This is a genomic window from Burkholderia sp. AU30280 (genome assembly GCF_020420125.1).
Classification (GTDB): domain Bacteria; phylum Pseudomonadota; class Gammaproteobacteria; order Burkholderiales; family Burkholderiaceae; genus Burkholderia.
In genome coordinates this window covers 82,572-101,806 of sequence record NZ_JAIZRY010000003.1, presented here as the reverse complement: position 1 = coordinate 101,806, position 19,235 = coordinate 82,572, and the positions used below count along the sequence as shown (strand labels likewise).

Here is a 19,235-nt window from a genome sequence, read left to right as displayed (position 1 = left end):
GCGATCAGGAGGCCGGCCGCTCGAAGCCCGATGCGACCCAGCGCTCGGCGCCGGCCTTGCTGAGCTTGAATCCGGCCGACACCTTCGCTTCGGCCAGCAGCTCGCCATACGGATCGAATGCCTTGAGCTGCGCGTACGGCTCGAACTCGTCCGGCACGATGTCGAGCGTCACCGACACATCCTGGCCGTCGTCGCCCTGAACCGTCACCTCCTTGTGCAGCATCGCGCGCCGCTGCTGCTCGTGCCGCATCAGCACTTCGGTCGCGGTCTTCACGAGCGTGCGGAACGCGTTCGCGTCCATCGGTTTCGGGTTCTTCTTGTCGCGGCCCATGGTCCACGGCCCGACGAGCGCGGGCTCGGACTCGCCGTCCTTGATCATCTCGACGGCCCAGCCGTCGTCGTCTTCGTTCTTGATGATGCGGGCCGTCCAGCCGCTGTCGCGCCAGAGGCCGTCTTCGTGGATGGAGGTGTCGTCGGATTGCAGGTCGGAGTCGGTCATGAGGAAAGCGGGGGAGGTCGGGCAGCCGGCAAACGGGCGGTGGCGCGCGGCCGGCATCGGCGCGTCGCTCGCCGACGGTGGCCCGGCGCAGTATGCAAAGGCGTCGATTTTACCTGCTGGCCGGCCGCTTGGCCCACATGGCCCGCCACGCTGGCCATCCGGCCGATGTCCGCAGAGGCGGGCCGTCCGGTGTCGGGCACTCGAACCGGCGCAAATATCAAACTCGTATTACGTCCCGGACGGCCGATCCCGATGCCGTCCGATATCCCGTTCGTGCGCGGCTTCATAGAATCGACGTTCGGGCTAAAAATAGCCTGAACGTTCTTTCAACGCCAAACCGGCCGTGCGCGTTCCGCGTCGCGCGGCCGATGAACCACCTGGAACTGCGCATGAGGAAATTCAATGTTCGCGTCGTTGTCGCATACGACTGGCCGTTGACGCTGGCCGGCATCGAGCAGGTCGCGGGGAGCGGCTGCTCGATCGAGATCGTCGCGGTCTACCGGAGCGTGGCCGAACTGGTCGCGACGCTCGGCAGCGTCGACTGCGATGTCGTGCTGGTCGACTATGCGATCCGTGGAGACGCGCAGATGGACAGCCTCGCGCTGTTCGGCTGGCTGCGGCGCACGCGTCCGAACGTCGGGATCGTCGCGCTGGTCGCGAACGAGAACCCGCTGATCTTCGGATCGATCCTCGCGATCGGCGGGGTGAGCATCGTCAGCAAGTTCGACGAGGTCGGCCATATCGTCACGGCCATTCATTCGAGCTATAGCGGCGGGTGCTACCGGTCGCCGCTCGTCAGGCGCGCGGTCGACGCATTCGGCGAGCGCGGCGACGCGCCCGTGAGGCTGTCGGCGCGCGAGATCGAGGTCATTCGCCTGTACCTGGCGGGGGTGCCGATCAAGACGATCGCGCAGCGCCTGAGCAAGGGCAAGCAGACGGTCAGCGCGCAGAAGATCAGTGCGATGAAGAAGCTCGGCGTGAGCAACGACGTCGAGCTGATCCAGCGAGCGGCGGGGCTGGGGCTGGGCACCGGCGCCGCCGCGTGAGCCTGCGTGCGGCGGGCAGCCGCCGTCACGCCGGCAACGCGAACCGCGTCACCGCATCCCGCAACGCCTCGGCCTGATCGCGCAGCGAATGCGCGGCGGCCGCGGCTTCCTCGACGAGCGCCGCGTTCTGTTGCGTCACCTGGTCCATCTCGCCCACCGCGCGATTGACCTGCTCGATCCCGGCGCTCTGTTCGCGCGACGCATGGCTGATCTCGTCGAGGATCTCGTTCACGCGCCGCACCGACTGCACGATCTCGGCCATCGTCTCGCCCGCGTGCGTGACGAGCGCCGCGCCTTGCTCGACGGTCTCGTTCGACGACACGATCAGCGACTTGATCTCCTTCGCGGCCGTCGCCGAGCGTTGCGCGAGCGAGCGCACCTCGGCCGCGACCACCGCGAAGCCGCGGCCCTGTTCGCCCGCCCGCGCGGCTTCGACCGCCGCATTCAGCGCGAGGATGTTGGTCTGGAACGCGATCCCGTCGATCACGCCGATGATGTCGCCGATCTTGTGCGAGCGGCCGGTGATCTCGTTCATCGTGCGCACGACGTCGTCGACCACCGCGCTGCCGCGCGTCGCGACCTGCGCGGCCTGGCCGGCGAGCGACGCGGCCTGCGCGGCGCTGTCCGCGTTCTGCTTCACGTTCGCGGTCATCTGGTCCATGCTCGACGCGGTCTGCACGAGCGCGGCGGCCTGTTCCTCGGTGCGCTGCGACAGGTCCGTGTTGCCGGACGCAATCTCGCTCGCGCCGACGTTGATGTTCTCGGTGCCCATCCGCACGCGCGACACCATGTCGATCAGCCCGACCTGCATCGTGTGCAGCGCGTGAAGCAGGCTGCCGCGATCGTCCTGCTTCACGATGACGCGCGCGGTCAGGTCGCCTTGCGCGATGCGTTGCGCGGCGTCGAGCGCCACTTCCAGTTCGCCGCCGAGGTTCGCGCGCACGCTTTTCAGCACCAGCACCATCACGGCGGTCGCGATCCCGCCGAGCACGGTCGTCATCGCGAGCCAGCGGCCGACGCTTTCGAGCACGGCCGAGCGCACGTCGTTCATGTACATGCCGGTCACGAGATACCAGTCCCACGGCGCGAAGCGCTGCACCGCGCTGGTTTTCTCCTGCGGCTTGTCGGCGCCCGGCTTCGGCCACAGATACTCGACGAAGCCCTTGCCGCCTTCCATGTTGCCGGCCTTCACGATCTCGACGAACAGGTGCTTGCCGTTCGGATCGGTGAAATTCGACACGTCCTTGCCGTTGAGCTCGGACTTGATCGGATGCATCACGATCACCGGCTTCGAGTCGTTGACCGAGATGTAGCCGTCGGCGCTGGAGCGCATCGCGGCGATCGCTTCGAGCGCCTTCTGCTTCGCGTCGGCTTCCGGCAGCGCGTTCTGCTGCGACAGCTTGTAGTAATGGTCGGCCACGCTCGCGGCCTGAGCGACCAGCGACGCGAGCTGGTCGCGGCGGTCCGTGATCATCGATGTGCGCGTCTGCCATGCGCCGAGCCCGGCGATCACGAGCAAGCCGAGCCAGAGGATGACGATCATCGAGGCGAGTTTCTGATTCAGGGAAAGGTTGCGCATGGTGTGTGGTCGGTCGGTCGTGGAAGCTCGCCTTGACGGCGTGACGGGATAAGTGTCTTGTCGGCGCCCGACCTGCGTTGCCGTAGGCGGGTTATCCCTAGGAACCGGTACCGTGGACGCATGCCTTTGATGCCGACAAGGGTATCTATGCATATGCATAACGGGTGTCGCTATACTCACGGGGCAATGGCGCGTGCGCCGCACGTGCGGCTCGGCGCCGAATGAAACCGAAAGGAGGCAACGATGCGAATTCTGGTGGTAGGGGCCGGCGCGGTCGGCGGATATTTCGGCGGCCGGCTGGCCGCGGCGGGGCGCGACGTGACGTTCCTGGTGCGGGACGGCCGTGCGGCCGCGCTGGCGCGCGACGGGCTGCTGATCCGCAGCCCGCGCGGCGACCTGACCCTCGCGAACGTGCAGACCGTGCGGGCGGGCGACGCGGGCGCCGGCGTCGCACCGTTCGACCTCGTGCTGCTGAGCTGCAAGGCGTACAGCCTCGACGACGCGATTACGTCGTTCGCGCCGTTCGTCGGCCCGCAGACGCTGATCCTGCCGATGCTCAACGGGATGCGTCATCTCGACGTGCTGCGCGACCGGTTCGGCGCCGCGCAGGTGCTCGGCGGGCTGTGCGTGATCGCGGCGACGCTCGATCGCGAGCAGCGCATCGTGCACCTCAACGACACGCACGGGGTCACCTTCGGCGAACTCGCGGGCGGCGAGTCGCCGCGCGTGCGGGCGCTGGCCGAGGTGCTCGGCGGCGCGGGTTTCGACGCGACGCTCAGCGACAACGTGGTCGCGCGGATGTGGGAAAAGTGGGTGTTCCTCGCGACGCTCGCCGCGAGCACGTCGCTGTTCCGCGGCTCGGTGGGCGACATTCTCGCCGCGCCGGACGGCCGCCGCCTGCTCGAGACGATGCTCGGCGAATGCAGCGCGATTGCCGAGCACAACGGCCACCGGCCCGACCCGTCCGCCATCGAGCGGATGCAGCGGATGGTGCTGACGCCGTCGCCGCTGACCGCGTCGATGCTGCGCGACGTCGAGAACCATGCGCGCGTCGAAGCCGATCACGTGATCGGCGACCTGCTCGCGCGCCGCGACCCGCAGGCGGCCGATGCGCTGTCGCTGCTGCGGATCGCGTACAACCACCTGAAGGCGTACGAAGTGCGTACGGCGCGCGAGCACGCGGCCGCGTAAGCCCCGGAGCGGGCGGTCGCCCGGCCGTTCCGCGCTGCACAAATTTGCCGTCCGGCGCCGTAACTGGCCGGAACGCGCAAAAAAGTATCGGAAATCAGGCGTAAAGTTGGTGGAGCCGCGCGCCCGATCGACCTACATTGCTTCCCATGCGACCGGTCGCGACGCCGCCTGGAATACGCGGCGCACGCGCGCAACGAACCGGCCGGCGAGACATGGGAATGGAGACGCCAGCAATGATGCACCCCGATCTGGAAGTGGTCGACGTGCGACGCGACGAGTCGTTCAAGGTCTGGTCGCACGGCTATCCGTATCGCACGATCCGCTGGCACTTCCATCCCGAATTCGAACTGCACCTGATCGTCGCGACGCGCGGCAAGTATTTCGTCGGCGACCACATCGGCTCGTTCGGCCCCGGCCATCTCGTGCTGCTCGGCCCGAACCTGCCGCACAACTGGGTCAGCGACATGGCCGAAGGCGAAACCGTCGAGCGCCGCAATCTCGTGATCCAGTTCGACCCGGCGTTCGTGCGCCGCTGCATGGACGCGTTTCCCGAATGCCGCGACGCGCAGGCGCTGCTCGACGATGCGCGGCGCGGGGTCGGCTTCGACGCGGCGACCAGCGCCGCGATCGCGCCGCTGTTCGACGAACTGCTGACCGCGCGCGGCATGCGCCGCATCGCGCTGTTCATGACGATCCTCGAGCGGCTTTGCGGGGCGGCCGAACGCACGCTGCTCGCGAGCCCCGCGTACGACCAGGCCGACGTCACGCCGACGCGGCTCAGCCATGCGCTGTCCTACATCGGCAAGCATCTCGCGTCCGAGCTGCGTGAATCCGATCTCGCGCAACTGACCGGGCAGAGCGTCAGCGCGTTCTCGCGTGCGTTCCACCGCCAGACGGGCATGCCGTTCGTGCAGTACGTGAATCGTCTGCGGATTGAGTCCGCGTGCCAGATGCTGCTCGCCGACGACGCGAGCATCACCGATATCTGCTTCCAGGCCGGCTTCAACAACGTGTCGAACTTCAACCGCCAGTTCCGCGCGGTGAAGGGGATGGCGCCGTCCGAATTCCGCGCGCTGCAGCGCCTGAACGCGCGCAGCCGCGAGCTTGCGCTGCACGCGGCGCCCACCGGCAATCCGCTGCCGCCGCGCGTCGTCACGCCCGGCGTCCCCGAGCGCGCGCCGCAGCCCGGATGATCGCCGGGCCGTTGCCCGCCTGAGTTTCCCCCGCCGTTTTACCCAGCCGATCGCGCCGCTCACGTCGCGAGGGGCTCGTTCAACCACGAAAAAGCTGCACATAAATGGAGACACCGTCATGACGCACGCATCGCACGCTTCATCATTCAGCCGCGCCGCCCGGATCGCGGCCCTCGCCGCGTTCGTGGCCTTGCTACCCGCCGCCGCCGCGCACGCTGCACCGCTACGAATCGGCATGACGTTCCAGGAGCTGAACAACCCGTATTTCGTGACGATGCAGAAAGCGTTGAACGACGCGGCTGCGTCGATCGGCGCGCAGGTCGTCGTCACCGATGCGCATCACGACGTCAGCAAGCAGGTGAGCGACGTCGAGGACATGCTGCAGAAGAAGATCGACATCCTGCTCGTGAACCCGACCGATTCGACCGGCATCCAGTCGGCGATCACGCAGGCGAAGAAGGCCGGCGCGGTGGTGGTGGCCGTCGATGCGAACGCGAACGGCCCGGTCGATTCGTTCGTCGGCTCGAAGAACTACGACGCGGGCCTGATGTCGTGCGACTACCTCGCGAAGGCGATCGGCGGCAGCGGCGAAGTCGCGATCCTCGACGGCATCCCGGTCGTGCCGATTCTCGAACGCGTGCGCGGCTGCAAGGCCGGGCTCGCGAAATACCCGAACGTGAAGCTGGTCGATACGCAGAACGGCAAGCAGGAGCGTGCGACCGCGCTGTCGGTCACCGAGAACCTGATCTCCGCGCATCCGAACCTGAAGGGCATCTTCAGCGTGAACGACGGCGGTTCGATGGGGGCGCTCGCGGCCATCGAGGGGTCCGGCAAGGACATCAAGCTGACGAGTGTCGACGGCGCTCCCGAGGCAATCGCCGCGATCCAGAAGCCGAATTCGAAGTTCATCGAGACGACCGCGCAGTTCCCGGCCGATCAGGTGCGCATCGCGCTCGGCATCGCGATCGCGCGCAAGTGGGGCGCGACGGTACCGAAGGCGATTCCCGTCGACGTGAAGGTGGTCGATCGCGGCAACGCGAAGGGCTTCAGCTGGTGAACGACGTGCGATGCGACGCGAAGGGCGGCGGCATGGCCGGCGCCCTTCGAACGGAGAAGCCGATGGACACGATACTCAGGCTCAGCCACATCACGAAAAGCTTTCCGGGCGTGAAGGCGCTGTCCGGCATTGATCTCGAGATCGCGCGCGGCGAGATCCACGCGCTGCTCGGCGAGAACGGCGCGGGCAAGTCGACGCTGATGAAGATCCTGTGCGGCATTCATCAGCCGGATACCGGCACGATCGAGATCGACGGCACCGCGCGCCATTTCGCGGACTATCGCGACGCGGTTGCGGCGGGCGTCGGCATCGTGTTCCAGGAATTCAGCCTGATCCCGCACCTCGACGTCGTCGACAACCTGTTCCTCGGCCGCGAGTGGCGCACCTGCTGGGGCGCGCGCGACCGCAAGCGGATGCGCCGCGCGGCAGCCGGCATCTTCGCGCGGCTCGGCGTGGCGATCGATCTCGATGCGCCGATCCGCGCGCTGTCGGTCGCGCAGCAACAGTTCGTCGAGATCGGCAAGGCGCTGTCGCTCGACGCGCGCATCCTGATCCTCGACGAACCGACCGCCACGCTCACGCCGGCCGAGGCCGAGCACCTGTTCGCGATCATGCGCGAGCTGAAGCGGCAGGGCGTCGCGATGATCTTCATCTCTCATCACCTCGACGAGATTTTCGCGGTGTGCGACCGCATCACGGTGCTGCGCGACGGCCAGTACGTGGCGACGACCGACGTCGCGCGCACGGACGTCGAACAGCTCGTGCGGATGATGGTCGGCCGCCGGATCGAAAGCAGCTTTCCGCCGAAGCCGGCGCGCGCGGCCGATGCGCCGAGGGTGCTGGAGGTCGATGCACTGCAGATCGAGCGCGGCGGCCCGGTGAACCGTTTCACGCTGCATGCCGGCGAGATCCTCGGCTTCGCGGGGCTGGTCGGCTCGGGCCGCACGGAAACCGCGCTCGCGGTGATCGGCGCGACGCGTGCGCATCGCAAGGACGTGCGCGTGCGCGGCGCGGCGGCGAAGCTCGCCGATCCGGCCGACGCGCTGCGCGCGGGTATCGGCATCCTGCCGGAAAGCCGCAAGACGGAAGGGCTCGTCACGTCGTTTTCGATTCGCGACAACATCTCGCTGAACAACCTCGGCAAGTACCGGTCGATGCGCTGGCTGATCGACCGTCGCGGCGAGGCGCGCGCGACGCATGACGTGATGCGGCGCGTCGGCGTGAAGGCGCCGTCGATCCATACCGAGGTCGCGACGCTGTCCGGCGGCAACCAGCAGAAGGTCGTGATCGCGCGCTGGCTGAACCATCACACGTCGGTGCTGATCTTCGACGAGCCGACGCGCGGCATCGACGTCGGCGCGAAAGCTGAAATCTACGGGCTGATGCGCGAACTCACCGCGCGCGGCTACGCCATCATCATGATCTCGTCCGAGTTGCCGGAAATCGTCGGCATGTGCGATCGCGTCGCCGTGTTCCGGCAGGGCCGCATCGAGGCGACGCTCGAAGGCGACGAGATCGATCCCGACACGGTCATGACCTATGCCACGGCCGGCACGCGAGGAGCGACCCATGAACCTGCCTGATTCTTCTTCCACGCCTTCCACGACGCTCGCGGCGACCGCCGCAAACGGCGACGCACCGCCGCCGCGCGCGATGTGGGCGCAGCTGCGGCGCTCGACGCTGTTCTATCCGCTCGTCGGCCTGATCGTCGTGTGCATCGCGATGATGATCGCGAGCCCGAGCTTCCTGTCCGCCGCGAACCTGGAAAACGTGCTGCGCCAGGTGTCGATCAACGCGATCATCGCGGTCGGCATGACCTGCGTGATCCTGACCGGCGGCATCGACCTGTCGGTCGGCTCGGTGATGGCGCTGTCGGGCACGCTGGCGGCCGGGTTGATGGTGGCGGGCGTGAACGCGGTTGCCGCGCTCGCGATCGGCATCGCGGTCGGCCTCGGTTTCGGTGTCCTGAACGGCGTGTTCGTCGCGTTCGCGGGCATGCCGCCGATCATCGTCACGCTCGCGACGATGGGCATCGCGCGCGGCCTGGCATTGATCTACACGGGCGGCTATCCGATCGACGGCTTGCCCGACTGGGTCGCGTTCTTCGGCAGCGGCAAGGTGCTCGGCATCCAGGCGCCGGTGCTGATCATGCTGGTGGTGTACGCCATTGCATGGCTGCTGCTCGACCGGATGCCGTTCGGCCGCTACGTGTATGCGATCGGCGGCAACGAACAGGCGACGCGGCTCACCGGCGTGCGTGTCGCACGCGTGAAGCTGATCGTCTACACGCTGGCCGGGCTCACGTCGGCGCTTGCCGCGATCGTGCTGACCGGTCGGCTGATGAGCGGGCAGCCGAACGCGGGCGTGGGCTTCGAGCTCGATGCGATCGCCGCCGTCGTGATGGGCGGCACGTCGATCTCCGGCGGGCGCGGCGCGATCCTCGGCACGCTGGTCGGCGCGCTGCTGCTCGGCGTGCTCAACAACGGGCTGAACATGATCGGCGTGAACCCGTATGTGCAGAACGTGATCAAGGGCGGAATCATCCTGCTTGCGATCTATATCAGCCGCGAACGGTCGCGGTAACGACTGATTCATCAGGTATCCGGATCATCAACGAAAGAGACAACTCATGACGACACCCGAAGCCCCGCCGCGGATGACCGCGGTCGTTTGCCACGGCCCCGAGGACTATCGCGTCGAACAGGTGGCGAAGCCGCGCCCCGGCGCGAACGAACTCGTGATCCGCATCGCCGCATGCGGGATCTGCGCGAGCGACTGCAAGTGCCATACGGGCGCGAAGATGTTCTGGGGCGGCCCGAGCCCGTGGGTAAAGGCGCCCGTGATTCCCGGCCACGAATTCTTCGGCCATGTCGAAGCGCTCGGCGACGGCGCGGCCGAGCACTTCGGCGTGGCGTTGGGCGACCGCGTGATCGCCGAGCAGATCGTGCCGTGCGGCAAATGCCGCTATTGCAAGTCGGGGCAGTACTGGATGTGCGAAGTGCACAACATCTTCGGCTTCCAGCGCGAGGTCGCCGACGGCGGGATGGCCGAGTACATGCGCATTCCGCCGACCGCGATCGTCCACAAGATTCCGCTCGGCGTGTCGCTCGAGGATGCCGCGATCATCGAGCCGCTGTCGTGCGCGATCCATACGGTGAACCGGGGCGACGTCCAGCTCGACGATGTGGTCGTGATCGCGGGCGCGGGCCCGCTCGGGCTAATGATGGCCCAGGTCGCGCACCTTAAGACGCCGAAGAAGCTCGTCGTGATCGACCTGATCGACGAACGGCTCGAACTCGCGCGCGAGTACGGCGCCGACGTGACGATCAACCCGAAGCGCGACGACGCGCGCGAGATCGTCCGGTCGCTCACCGACGGCTACGGCTGCGACGTCTACATCGAGACGACCGGCGCGCCGGTCGGCGTGAGCCAGGGGCTCGACCTGATCCGCAAGCTCGGCCGCTTCGTCGAATTCAGCGTGTTCGGCGAGGATGCAACGGTCGACTGGTCGATCATCGGCGATCGCAAGGAACTCGACGTGCGCGGTGCGCACCTGGGGCCATACTGCTATCCGATCGCGATCGACCTGCTCGCGCGCGGGCTCGTCACGTCGAAAGGCATCGTCACGCACGATTTCGCGCTCGAGGACTGGGACGATGCAATCCGCGTCGCGAAATCGCCCGAATCGATCAAGGTGCTGCTGAAGCCGGCCCGCTGACGGCCGACGTGCGCCTCACCGGAGACATCATGGAATACGTCATAGGCGTCGATATCGGCACGCAGAGCACCAAGGCGCTGCTCGTCGACCGGCACGGCGCGATCGTCGCGCGGCGCTCGGCCGGCTACCAGCCCGATACGCCGCGCCCGCTATGGGCCGAGCAATGGCCGCAGGTGTGGTTCGACGCGGTGCTCGCGTGCATCGCCGGCTGCGTGAGCGATGCGCGTGCGCAGGGCGTGCCGGTCGATTCGATCCGCGCGGTGTGCGTGAGCAGCCTCTACGGCGGCTCGGGCATTCCGGTGGACATCGACATGCGGCCGCTCCATCCGTGCCTGATCTGGATGGACCGGCGCGCGACCGCGGAAGTCGACTGGGTCAACGCGAACCTGAACGTCGAGCGGCTGCGCGTGATCACGGGCAACGGCGTCGACAGCTATTACGGCTTCACGAAGATGCTGTGGCTGCGCGACCAGCGGCCGGACGTGTGGGCGAACGTGCGTTACTTCCTGCCGCCGAACGCGTACGTGATCTATCTGCTGACCGGAGAGGTCGCGGTCGATCACAGTTCGGCCGGCAATATCGGTGGCGTGTACGACGTCGCGCGCCGCGAGTGGTCCGACGATGCGCTCGACATGCTCGGCATTCCGGCGACGATGATGCCCGAGCGGCTCGTCGAGTCGACGGATGTCGTCGGCGGGCTGCTGTCGCAATGGACGCAGCCGCTCGGGCTGCCGGCCGGCACGCCCGTCGTCGCGGGCGGCGTCGATGCGGCCGTCGCGACCTTCGCGGCCGGCGCGACGCGCGCGGGGCAGCATGTCGCGATGATCGGCACCAGCATGTGCTGGGGCTACGTGAGCCGGCACGTCGATGCGCGTCACGGGCTCGTCAGCATGCCGCATGTGTTCGACGGGCAGCGCGACCTGTACGTATTCGGCGGCGCGATCACGGCCGGCGCATCGGTCGCCTGGTTTCGCGACCAGTTCTGTCACGCGGAAATCGAAGCGGCGCGGCTGCTGCCGCACGGCGATCCGCACGTGTTGTTCGAGGAAGCGGCCGAAAGCGTGCCGCCGGGCGCCGACGGCGTGCTGTTCCTGCCGTACCTGATGGGCGAGCGCAGTCCCGTGTGGGACGCGAAGGCGAGCGGCGCGTTCGTCGGGCTGAGTCTCGCGCATACGCGTGCGCACCTGTATCGCGCGGTGCTCGAAGGCGTCGCGTTCGCATTGCGGCACAACATCGAAGCCGGCCGGCGCGGCGCGGCCGCGCTCGACGACCGGCTGATCGTCGTGGGCGGGGCCGCGCATTCGGCACTATGGATGCAGATCATCGCGGACGTGACGGGTTTCCCGGTGTGGACGATCGAGCAGGACGTCGAAGCCGCGATGGGGGCGGCCTTGCTCGCGGGCGTCGGCGCAGGGCTCGTGTCGCACGACGATGCGCAAGGCGGATGGGTCACGCTCGTCGAGCGCGCACGGCCCGATGCCGAACGCGCGAAAGCGTACGCGGCGCGCTTTGCGCTTTATACGGCGCTGTATCCGGCGCTCAAGCCGATCATGCACGGGTTGCACACGCCATCATGAAGACACGATTCGATTTCGGCGGTTCGCGGGTGCTTGTCACGGGGGCGTCGAGCGGAATCGGGCGCGCGTGCGCGGTCGCGCTGGCGCAGGCGGGCGCGCAGGTCGTCGCGGCCGGGCGCGACAGGGCCGCGCTCGATGCGCTGGCCGGCGAGACCGCGTGCGAGACGTTGCGCCTCGATGTCGGCGGGGACGAGCAGGCGATCGACGCGGCGCTCGCCGCGCACGATGCGTTCGACGGCCTCGTGAATTGCGCGGGGATCGCATCGCTCGAATCGGTGCTCGACGTGAGCGCCGCGCATTTCGATCGCGTGATGGCCGTCAATGCGCGCGGCGCGGCGCTCGTTGCACGGGCCGTCGCACGGAACATGATCGCGCGTGCCGGACGCGGCGCCGCGCATGCGCGGGGCAGCATCGTCAACGTATCGAGCCAGGCCGCGCTCGTCGGCTTGCCCGCGCATCTGAGTTACTGCGCGTCGAAGGCGGCGATGGACGCGATCACGCGTGTGCTGTGCATCGAACTCGGACCGCACGGCATTCGCGTGAACAGCGTGAACCCCACAGTCACGCTCACGCCGATGGCGCAGTTCGCGTGGAGCGAACCGGAAAAGCGTGCGCCGATGCTGGCCGCGATTCCGCTCGGGCGATTCGCGGAGCCGCACGAGGTCGTCGAACCGATCCTGTTCCTGCTGAGCGATGCGGCCGCGATGGTCAGCGGCGTGTCGCTGCCGATCGACGGCGGGTACACGTCGCGCTAGGCGGCGTTATACGGCGTCATGCGACGACGGCGCATGGCGGGAACCCGCGGCGGGTGCGCGGCGCAGCCGCCCTGCGGCTAGACCGGATCCTTGCTCGGCGGGCCGTCGGGTTGCTGCGGGTTGTCGTGATGATGGCCCGGCGACGGTGGCGACAACGGATCGTCTTCCGGGTCGCGGTTCGGGTCGGCCGGGGGCTCGGGCGTCGGGGTCGTGTGGTCGGTCATGGAGAACTCGCGCAGTGCGTGACGGCGGTGGCGCGGCGGGGGGCGCCTCGTCTCCGTTATAGCCAATCGGGCGTGCGTTTGCAGCGGGATTGTTGGGGCGGAGGGGCTGTCGTCGGTGCAATCCGTGCACGGGCGGTTTTCGTGCGGGTAACTGCAGCGCGCGGAGCGGGCCGTGCGCCGCATCGCGTGCTCCGTGCGATCCCGGTCAGCGCAAGTCCGCCGGCGTATCGACGTCGCGCACGATGCCGGGATCGTCGACGTCGAGCAGCCTGACCGGTGCGCTGGCGAACAGCGCGCGGGCACCCATGTCGCCGTCGAGGGTGGCGAGCGCGTCAAAATGGTGCGCCGCGAACCCGACCGGATGGCCGCGCACGCCGCGATGCGCGGGCGCGACGATGGACGCGTCGTCGGCGTCGAGGGCGCGCGTGACGGTTTCGTAGGTGGATGCCGCGATCCACGGCATGTCGCCTAGCGCGACCAGCCAGCCGTTCGCGTCGGGCGTCGCGCGTACGCCGGTCGCGAGGCTCGCGCCCATGCCGCGCATGGCGTCGGGCGCGTAGACGACGTGGCACCCGGCTTCGTTCAGCAGCATCGCGAGTTTTTCGGCACCGGGACGCACGACGGCAATCACGTCGGCCGTGGCCGCCGCGAGATGGCGGGCGGCCGCCACCGCAACCGGCGTGCCGTCGGGAAGCAACGCGAGCAGCTTGCTGTGCAGGCCGGTCGGGTCGAAGCGTTGACCGAGGCCGGCGGCGAGGAGGACGCCGGTGGCGAGTGACGCATAGGACATCGGCGCGGGGGAGAGTGACGCAGGTGCTGCGATTGTGCGTGAGCGGGCAGGGATCGACAAGTGAGGATGTTACCGAGGCGGGCGCGTTTCGTCGGAAAGCATGTCAGCGCGCGGCTGCGTCGAGCATGTTTTCCTCGACGGGGCCGTAGATGGCGTGCGATTGGTCGCGCATGACGGCCCAATAGCGGTCTCCGAACGACCAATGTCACCATTCCGACGGGTAATGGGTGAAGCCGGCGCCGGTCAGCGCGGCGATCAGCACGTGGCGGTTGCGCGCGGCAGTGCGGGCGTGCCCGGTTGTACCTGCAAGTGATGGTCGATCTGGTCAGACGAATTGCCAACATGTCGGAGTTGGCGTGGGCGTGCGGTCTGGATTGGCCGGCGGCTACGCGACGCTTACCAGAGCGTCTTCACGTGCGCGTAAGCGCGGATTTTTTCGTCGCGGGTGACGAGCGGTGCACCGAGCCGCCGCGCGGTAGCGACGATCATGCGGTCGGCCGGATCCTTGTGGAACGTGCCGGGCAGCGCGGTGGACTTCGCGGCGATGTCGGCATCGACGGGCAAGAAGCGCATGCCGTCGATCTGCGCGACCGTGGCGAGCCACGCGTCGACATCCATCGTCAGCGCGAGGCGGTCGTTGCGCACCAGCATCGCAATCTCCCACGCGGAGATCGCCGATGCGGCGAGCGCGCCTTCGCTGCGCGCGCGATCGATCGCGCTTCGCGCTTTCTTGCTGAGCGACGGATCGCCCGCCACCCACCACACCAATGCATGCGTATCCAGCACGATCACCGCGACGCCTCCCAATCATCTTCCGCAATCGGATCGAGAGGATTGTCGTAGCGCATGACCGAGCCGCGCAATATGTCCAACGGCTGAGCCTCGCGTGCGTGATACGGCCGGATCTCGAGCGTCGGCTTGCCGTGATCGGTGACGATCAGGCTTTCTCCCGACGACTCGACGAGCCGGAAGTATTCGAGTGCGCGAGCCTTGAACTCGGATTTCGAAACGGGATCGTGCGGCATCATGATAAGGACCTGGTCATGTGACGATAGTCATTTTATGGCGGCGCGGCGGCGGGAGGCAAGTCGCGACGGTCAGGCGTCACCGGATGCATGCAAAGCGCGACCGGGTGCGTCGATGCAGGGGGCCGGAAGACGCTGCCAGCCTTGCTCGCGCGCTTGCCGTGATCTAGATTTTTTCTATCGGGGTTCTCGGGCGGGAGGGACTGCCATGGAACTGAGCGTAGAACGTGTCGATGTCTGGGCGGCGAACATCGACGACAAGCCGGGCGGCCTCGCGACGGTATTAGGCGCCCTGCGGACTGCCGGTGCAGATTTGCAGTTCATCGTCGCACGCCGCACATCGGAGACGCCGGGCAAGGGCGTCGTGTTTGTCGCGCCGCTGCAGGGAGACGCGGTGATTCGCGCGGCCACGCAGGTGGGGTTCAGCGTCACCCCGAGCGTTCACTCCGTCCGCGTAATGGGTCTGGATCAAATGGGCATCATCGGGCAATTGACCCAGATGCTCGCGGACGGCGCGATCAATCTCCGCGGTGTCTCGGCCGCCGTGCTGGGTTCCCAGTTCATTGCGTATTTCGCGGTCGATTCGGTGGACGATGCAGACAAGGCGATCGATATCCTGCAGCGGGCATGAGGCGGCCGCGTTGGGCGGTGGACTGGCTTGGCCGGAAGTGGGCCGCGTTTCAGGACGGTGCGGAGCCCGCCACATGGCTCAGGTATCGGCCCACCGTCTCAGCAGGTTGTGATAGATCCCGGTGAGCGCGATCACGCCCGGGTCGTGCGCACCTTTGTCCGCGGAGAGCTGCTGAATCTGCGTATCGAGCTGGAACAGCAGCGTGCGATCTCCATCGTCGCGCACCATGCTCTGGATCCAGAAGAACGACGCGACGCGCTCGCCGCGCGTCACGGGCGTCACGTGATGCAGGCTCGATGCCGGATACAGCACGAGGTCGCCCGCCGGCAGCTTCGCGCGATGCGTGCCGTACGTATCGTCGACACACAGCTCGCCGCCGTCGTACGCATCGGGTTCTTCGAGAAACAGCGTTGCCGACAGATCGCTGCGCACGCGGAAATCCGTGCCGCGCAGCAGCCGGATCGCGTTGTCGACGTGCGTGCCGAACGTCTCGCCGCCTTCGTAGCGATTGAACAGCGGTGGAAATACCTTGAGCGGCAGCGCCGCCGAAAAGAACAGCGGATTGCGTGCGAGCGCGTCCTGGATCGCGTCGCCCACCGCGCGTGCGGCCGGCGAGCCTTCCGGCAATTGTCGGTTGCGTTTCGCGAGCGCCGACTGCGTGCCGGACGTCGCATTGCCGTCGACCCATTCGGCCGCATCGAGCCGTTCGCGACATTGCGCGACCTGCGCTTTCGTCAGTACGCCGGGGATATGAAGCATCATGATGCGGATTCCATGCAGTGCGGTTGCAGTTCCGGTTGCATCTGCGGCGCCGCCGCGCGAAACGCGTCGATCGGCGACGACGCGAGATACGCGTGCATCTTCGCGACGAATGCGGGGGGCGCGGTGGCCGGCACGCGCGCGAGCCACGCGAGCGCTTCGTCGATGCGCCCGCGCTCGGCGAGCAGCCGCGCAAGGTTGAACTGGCCGCGGAAATCGCCGGCCACGGCGGCGCGGCGATAGTGGTCGAACGCGGCGTCGCGATCGGCCGGTACGACCCAGCCGTCCTCGTAGAAGCCGCCGATCAGGTTGATCGATTTCGCATGGCCCAGCGCGGCCGCGCGCTGGAACCAGGCGAGCGCATCGGCGCGATTCTCGTCGATGCCGTTGCCGAGCGCGAGCGCCGTCGCGTAGTTGTACATGCCCCAGTCGAGCCCCGCCTGCGCGGCGAGCCGGTACCAGTACACGGCGACCGGCGCGCACGTGGCCGTGCCCCAGCCGAATTCGTAGCAGCGGCCGAGCATGTTCATCGCCATCGCGTGGCCGGCGCGCGCGGCGTGCCGGAACCAGTTGAACGCGGCCGCCGGATCGCGCGCGACGCCATGCCCGTCGAGCAGGTATTGCCCGTAGACGGCCTGTGCGTCGACGATGCCGTGGTCGGCCGCCGCCGCGACCCACGCGGCGGCGCGCTCGGGCGGCCCGGCCAGGATGTCGGCGAACTCGCGCGGTGAAACCGACGCGAGCGCCTTCAGCGACACGGCCTCCATCGATCAGTAGCGCGCGTTCAGCGTGACGAACGCCGAGCGGCCCGGTGCGATCGACGCGTAGTGCGCCGGATACGCCTGGTCGAAGTAGGTGCGGTTGAACAGGTTGTTCACGTTCAGCTGCAGGTCGAGCTTCTTGTTGATCCGGTACTGCGCCATCGCATCGAAGCGCCAGTACGACGGCACCGCGTGCTGGTTCGCGGTATCGCCGAACACCTGCGACATGTAGAACGCGCCGCCGCCGACGGTGAACTTCGGCGTCACGTCGTAGTTCGACCACATCGTGAAGCTGTGCTTCGGCGTGTTCGGGAACTGGTTGCCGTTGTTCGCCGTGTCCTTGCCGTTGTCGCGCAGCTCGCTTTTCATGTACGTATAGCCGCCGAACAGCTGCCATTGCTTCGTGATCTGGCCTGCGACGCCGAGTTCGAGCCCCTGCACGCGCTTGTTGCCGACCATCGCGTACTGGTTGTTCGGCAGCGTCACGCGCGCGTTCGTCGTGTCGATCTGGAACAGCGCGGCGGTCAGTGCGAGCTTGTCGTTCAGCACGTTCCACTTCGTGCCGAGCTCGATGCTGCGGTTCTTTTCGGGCGCCATCTGATCGGCGTTCGAACCGACGCCGCCGCGGCCCGGCGTGAGCGACTGCGTTTCGCTGCCTTCGCCGAGCATCATCCCGGCCGGCGTCGACGACGTCGCGTACGACGCATAGATGCTGCCGTTCCGCGCGGGCTTGAACACGAGGCCGGCCTGCCAGTTCACGAGCGTGTCGTCACGCGTGGTGGTCTTGCCGCCGTTGGTCCTGGTGTCGGTGAAGCGGGTCGAGTAGTCGTCGATGCGTACGCCGCCGTTGACTTGCCAGCGCGGCGTGATCTCGATCGTGTCGAAGCCGTAGATCGACTTCGTCACGGTGCGGGCATGCGAATAGTTGTTGTTGGGCGTGATCGAGCCGGCCCACGGGTCGTTCGGGTTCGGCGACCACAGGCTCGTGCAGTTGTAGCCCGACGCCGCGCCGATGCCGTTCTGGCAGATCTTGCCGTTCGCGGCGGCGACGTTGTACGTGTCGCGCTTGCCCCATTCGCGCGACAGCTCGATGCCGGTCGTGAAGCTGTGCTTGAGCGGGCCGGTGCGGAATTCGCCGAACAGCTCGGTCTGGTTCGCGATGCTGTTGATCGCGCTGTTGCGGGTGTTCGCGCGCCGCCAGACCTTGCCGTTGACCACGTTGCCCTGGCTGTCGTCGGGCTGCGTCCAGATGTAGTCCTGCGTCGATTCCGTGTAGCGCGTGGTGTTGCGGATCGTCAGCGACGACGTGATGTCGTGCTCGATCCTGAGCGTGCTGATGTCCGACGTCGTCTTGCGGAAGTCGCGGTTGGTCAGGCCGTAGAAGTTGTGGCGGTCGACGGGCGCCGGGCCGTCGGTGGCGACGCCTTTCGGGAGATTGAAGCCGTAGTAGTACGGGATGCCGCCGTCGGGCAGGTCGTCGGTGGACAGGTGGTAGTAGCTCGCGACGACGCGCGTCGGCGTGCCGAGGCCGAACGCGATCGACGGCGCGACGCCCCAGCGCTCGTTGTTGACCGCGTCGCGGCCGGCGACGTCGTTGTTGTGACTCATCAGGTTCAGGCGGAACGCGGCGTGATCGGCGAACTGCCAGTTGCCGTCGGCGGTGAAGCGGCGATAGCGGTCGGTACCGAGGCCCGCGCTCGCGGCGGCGGTGGTGCCGAGGTGCGGGGCCTTCGTGATCAGGTTGATGCTGCCGCCCGCGCCGCCGCGGCCGCCGTACGCGCCGTCGGAACCCTTGGTGATTTCGATGCGTTCGGTGTTGAAGATCTCGCGGGTCGTGGCGCCCGTGTCGCGCATGCCGTCGACGAACATGCTGCCCTGCGTGTCGTAGCCGCGGATGAACGGCCGATCGCCGAGCGGGTTGCCGCCTTCGCCGGCGCCGAACGTGATGCCCGGCACGGTGCGCAGCGCTTCGGTCAGCGTCGACGCGCCGCTGTTCTGGATCAGTTCCTGCGGGATCACGGTGACGGATTTCGGCGTGTCGACGAGCGGCGCGGTGAATTTCGCGGAAGCGGAGAAGTCGGCCTTGTAGCTGTGCTCGGCCTTGCCTTGGACCTCGATCGGTGCGAGATGGCCTTCGGTGCCGGCCGGGGCAGGCGGCGGCGTGCCGTCCGCCGCGAACGCCGGGCTCGCGGCGAGCACGCCGCACAGGGTGGTGAATTTGCCGAGCTTCAGCTCGTCGGGACGTGACTTCATGGTGCGCTTCGACCTCGCGGTGTGGCCCCGGGGGCGGTGCGTTGCGGAAATGTGCATGCCGCCGGGAATTATTACGATTTGTTTTCAGGCGGCATTCTATGTAATTTTTTAGTGAATGAGAAGCGTTCTTGTTTGTATTTGTAAGGAGATTGTTGACGAATGTTGCGGGGCGGTTGT

General features: G+C 67.5%; 19 protein-coding genes. 10 read left to right on the top strand and 9 right to left on the bottom strand.

What is annotated here, in order from left to right:
• Positions 1 to 4 precede the first annotated feature (4 nt).
• Positions 5 to 499, bottom strand: coding sequence for a hypothetical protein (locus tag LGN17_RS07980; RefSeq protein ID WP_226195808.1), 495 nt, complete (start codon positions 497 to 499; stop codon positions 5 to 7).
• 389 nt (positions 500 to 888) lie between these two features.
• Here LGN17_RS07980 and LGN17_RS07975 point away from each other — a divergent pair, with 389 nt between their 5' ends.
• A complete protein-coding gene (locus LGN17_RS07975; RefSeq protein ID WP_226195807.1) occupies positions 889 to 1,545 on the top strand; it encodes a response regulator transcription factor in 657 nt (218 codons plus the stop codon).
• A 25-nt stretch (positions 1,546 to 1,570) separates the two neighbouring features.
• Here LGN17_RS07975 and LGN17_RS07970 read toward each other — a convergent pair whose 3' ends face one another.
• Complete coding sequence (locus LGN17_RS07970) at positions 1,571 to 3,124, bottom strand: methyl-accepting chemotaxis protein (protein ID WP_226195806.1); 1,554 nt, start codon at positions 3,122 to 3,124, stop codon at positions 1,571 to 1,573.
• A gap of 243 nt (positions 3,125 to 3,367) precedes the next feature.
• Between LGN17_RS07970 and panE the strand changes: the two genes are divergently transcribed.
• From panE to LGN17_RS07930, 8 genes are all read left to right on the top strand, one after another.
• Positions 3,368 to 4,315, top strand: coding sequence for a 2-dehydropantoate 2-reductase (panE, locus tag LGN17_RS07965; protein WP_226195805.1), 948 nt, complete (start codon positions 3,368 to 3,370; stop codon positions 4,313 to 4,315).
• Positions 4,316 to 4,548: 233 nt separating this feature from the next.
• A complete protein-coding gene (locus LGN17_RS07960) occupies positions 4,549 to 5,508 on the top strand; it encodes an AraC family transcriptional regulator (RefSeq protein ID WP_226195804.1) in 960 nt (319 codons plus the stop codon).
• Between the two features lie 118 nt (positions 5,509 to 5,626).
• Complete coding sequence (locus tag LGN17_RS07955; protein ID WP_226195803.1) at positions 5,627 to 6,565, top strand: substrate-binding domain-containing protein; 939 nt, start codon at positions 5,627 to 5,629, stop codon at positions 6,563 to 6,565.
• A gap of 62 nt (positions 6,566 to 6,627) precedes the next feature.
• Complete coding sequence (locus LGN17_RS07950; RefSeq protein ID WP_226195802.1) at positions 6,628 to 8,148, top strand: sugar ABC transporter ATP-binding protein; 1,521 nt, start codon at positions 6,628 to 6,630, stop codon at positions 8,146 to 8,148.
• Complete coding sequence (locus LGN17_RS07945; protein ID WP_226195801.1) at positions 8,135 to 9,148, top strand: ABC transporter permease; 1,014 nt, start codon at positions 8,135 to 8,137, stop codon at positions 9,146 to 9,148. Before LGN17_RS07950 ends, LGN17_RS07945 begins: the two co-directional genes overlap by 14 nt.
• A 46-nt stretch (positions 9,149 to 9,194) precedes the next feature.
• The gene (locus LGN17_RS07940) at positions 9,195 to 10,283 is read left to right on the top strand and encodes an alcohol dehydrogenase catalytic domain-containing protein (protein ID WP_226195800.1); all 1,089 of its coding nucleotides are present in this window, start codon (positions 9,195 to 9,197) and stop codon (positions 10,281 to 10,283) included.
• A 29-nt stretch (positions 10,284 to 10,312) separates the two neighbouring features.
• Complete coding sequence (locus tag LGN17_RS07935; protein ID WP_226195799.1) at positions 10,313 to 11,860, top strand: FGGY-family carbohydrate kinase; 1,548 nt, start codon at positions 10,313 to 10,315, stop codon at positions 11,858 to 11,860.
• Positions 11,857 to 12,615: an SDR family oxidoreductase gene (locus tag LGN17_RS07930; protein ID WP_226195798.1), complete on the top strand. Its 759-nt coding sequence runs from the start codon at positions 11,857 to 11,859 to the stop codon at positions 12,613 to 12,615. The genes LGN17_RS07935 and LGN17_RS07930 overlap by 4 nt, the downstream gene beginning before the upstream one ends.
• A gap of 77 nt (positions 12,616 to 12,692) precedes the next feature.
• Here LGN17_RS07930 and LGN17_RS07925 read toward each other — a convergent pair whose 3' ends face one another.
• The 4 genes from LGN17_RS07925 to LGN17_RS07905 all read right to left on the bottom strand — a co-directional run bounded on the left by LGN17_RS07925 (position 12,693) and on the right by LGN17_RS07905 (position 14,657).
• Positions 12,693 to 12,839: a hypothetical protein gene (locus LGN17_RS07925; protein WP_166896045.1), complete on the bottom strand. Its 147-nt coding sequence runs from the start codon at positions 12,837 to 12,839 to the stop codon at positions 12,693 to 12,695.
• A gap of 205 nt (positions 12,840 to 13,044) precedes the next feature.
• On the bottom strand, positions 13,045 to 13,629 hold the full coding sequence (locus LGN17_RS07920; protein WP_226195797.1) for an NTP transferase domain-containing protein: 585 nt from the start codon (positions 13,627 to 13,629) through the stop codon (positions 13,045 to 13,047).
• 396 nt (positions 13,630 to 14,025) lie between these two features.
• Positions 14,026 to 14,421, bottom strand: coding sequence for a type II toxin-antitoxin system VapC family toxin (locus LGN17_RS07910; protein ID WP_175953343.1), 396 nt, complete (start codon positions 14,419 to 14,421; stop codon positions 14,026 to 14,028).
• A complete protein-coding gene (locus LGN17_RS07905) occupies positions 14,418 to 14,657 on the bottom strand; it encodes a type II toxin-antitoxin system Phd/YefM family antitoxin (RefSeq protein WP_175968786.1) in 240 nt (79 codons plus the stop codon). Before LGN17_RS07905 ends, LGN17_RS07910 begins: the two co-directional genes overlap by 4 nt.
• 205 nt (positions 14,658 to 14,862) lie before the next feature.
• On the opposite strand from LGN17_RS07905, the gene LGN17_RS07900 reads away from it, so the two are divergent.
• Complete coding sequence (locus LGN17_RS07900) at positions 14,863 to 15,285, top strand: amino acid-binding protein (RefSeq protein ID WP_226195796.1); 423 nt, start codon at positions 14,863 to 14,865, stop codon at positions 15,283 to 15,285.
• 78 nt (positions 15,286 to 15,363) lie between these two features.
• Here LGN17_RS07900 and LGN17_RS07895 read toward each other — a convergent pair whose 3' ends face one another.
• The 3 genes from LGN17_RS07895 to LGN17_RS07885 are packed head-to-tail and all read right to left on the bottom strand — an operon-like array spanning position 15,364 to position 19,058.
• Positions 15,364 to 16,047, bottom strand: coding sequence for a Fe2+-dependent dioxygenase (locus tag LGN17_RS07895; protein WP_175968785.1), 684 nt, complete (start codon positions 16,045 to 16,047; stop codon positions 15,364 to 15,366).
• Positions 16,044 to 16,811 carry a tetratricopeptide repeat protein gene (locus tag LGN17_RS07890; RefSeq protein ID WP_226195795.1) on the bottom strand — a complete coding sequence of 256 codons (768 nt, stop codon included), beginning with the start codon at positions 16,809 to 16,811 and terminating at the stop codon, positions 16,044 to 16,046. Before LGN17_RS07890 ends, LGN17_RS07895 begins: the two co-directional genes overlap by 4 nt.
• 3 nt (positions 16,812 to 16,814) lie before the next feature.
• Positions 16,815 to 19,058: a TonB-dependent receptor gene (locus LGN17_RS07885; protein ID WP_226195794.1), complete on the bottom strand. Its 2,244-nt coding sequence runs from the start codon at positions 19,056 to 19,058 to the stop codon at positions 16,815 to 16,817.
• Between the last annotated feature and the right edge of the window lie 177 nt (positions 19,059 to 19,235).

Excerpts from the sequence above, each read along its gene's own strand:
- LGN17_RS07980 (WP_226195808.1), bottom strand. The coding sequence starts at position 499 with ATGACCGACTCCGACCTGCAATCCGACGACACCTCCATCCACGAAGAC.
- LGN17_RS07975 (WP_226195807.1), top strand. The coding sequence starts at position 889 with ATGAGGAAATTCAATGTTCGCGTCGTTGTCGCATACGACTGGCCGTTG.
- LGN17_RS07970 (WP_226195806.1), bottom strand. The coding sequence starts at position 3,124 with ATGCGCAACCTTTCCCTGAATCAGAAACTCGCCTCGATGATCGTCATC.
- panE (WP_226195805.1), top strand. The coding sequence starts at position 3,368 with ATGCGAATTCTGGTGGTAGGGGCCGGCGCGGTCGGCGGATATTTCGGC.
- LGN17_RS07960 (WP_226195804.1), top strand. The coding sequence starts at position 4,549 with ATGATGCACCCCGATCTGGAAGTGGTCGACGTGCGACGCGACGAGTCG.
- LGN17_RS07955 (WP_226195803.1), top strand. The coding sequence starts at position 5,627 with ATGACGCACGCATCGCACGCTTCATCATTCAGCCGCGCCGCCCGGATC.
- LGN17_RS07950 (WP_226195802.1), top strand. The coding sequence starts at position 6,628 with ATGGACACGATACTCAGGCTCAGCCACATCACGAAAAGCTTTCCGGGC.
- LGN17_RS07945 (WP_226195801.1), top strand. The coding sequence starts at position 8,135 with ATGAACCTGCCTGATTCTTCTTCCACGCCTTCCACGACGCTCGCGGCG.
- LGN17_RS07940 (WP_226195800.1), top strand. The coding sequence starts at position 9,195 with ATGACGACACCCGAAGCCCCGCCGCGGATGACCGCGGTCGTTTGCCAC.
- LGN17_RS07935 (WP_226195799.1), top strand. The coding sequence starts at position 10,313 with ATGGAATACGTCATAGGCGTCGATATCGGCACGCAGAGCACCAAGGCG.
- LGN17_RS07930 (WP_226195798.1), top strand. The coding sequence starts at position 11,857 with ATGAAGACACGATTCGATTTCGGCGGTTCGCGGGTGCTTGTCACGGGG.
- LGN17_RS07925 (WP_166896045.1), bottom strand. The coding sequence starts at position 12,839 with ATGACCGACCACACGACCCCGACGCCCGAGCCCCCGGCCGACCCGAAC.
- LGN17_RS07920 (WP_226195797.1), bottom strand. The coding sequence starts at position 13,629 with ATGTCCTATGCGTCACTCGCCACCGGCGTCCTCCTCGCCGCCGGCCTC.
- LGN17_RS07905 (WP_175968786.1), bottom strand. The coding sequence starts at position 14,657 with ATGATGCCGCACGATCCCGTTTCGAAATCCGAGTTCAAGGCTCGCGCA.
- LGN17_RS07900 (WP_226195796.1), top strand. The coding sequence starts at position 14,863 with ATGGAACTGAGCGTAGAACGTGTCGATGTCTGGGCGGCGAACATCGAC.
- LGN17_RS07895 (WP_175968785.1), bottom strand. The coding sequence starts at position 16,047 with ATGATGCTTCATATCCCCGGCGTACTGACGAAAGCGCAGGTCGCGCAA.
- LGN17_RS07890 (WP_226195795.1), bottom strand. The coding sequence starts at position 16,811 with ATGGAGGCCGTGTCGCTGAAGGCGCTCGCGTCGGTTTCACCGCGCGAG.
- LGN17_RS07885 (WP_226195794.1), bottom strand. The coding sequence starts at position 19,058 with ATGAAGTCACGTCCCGACGAGCTGAAGCTCGGCAAATTCACCACCCTG.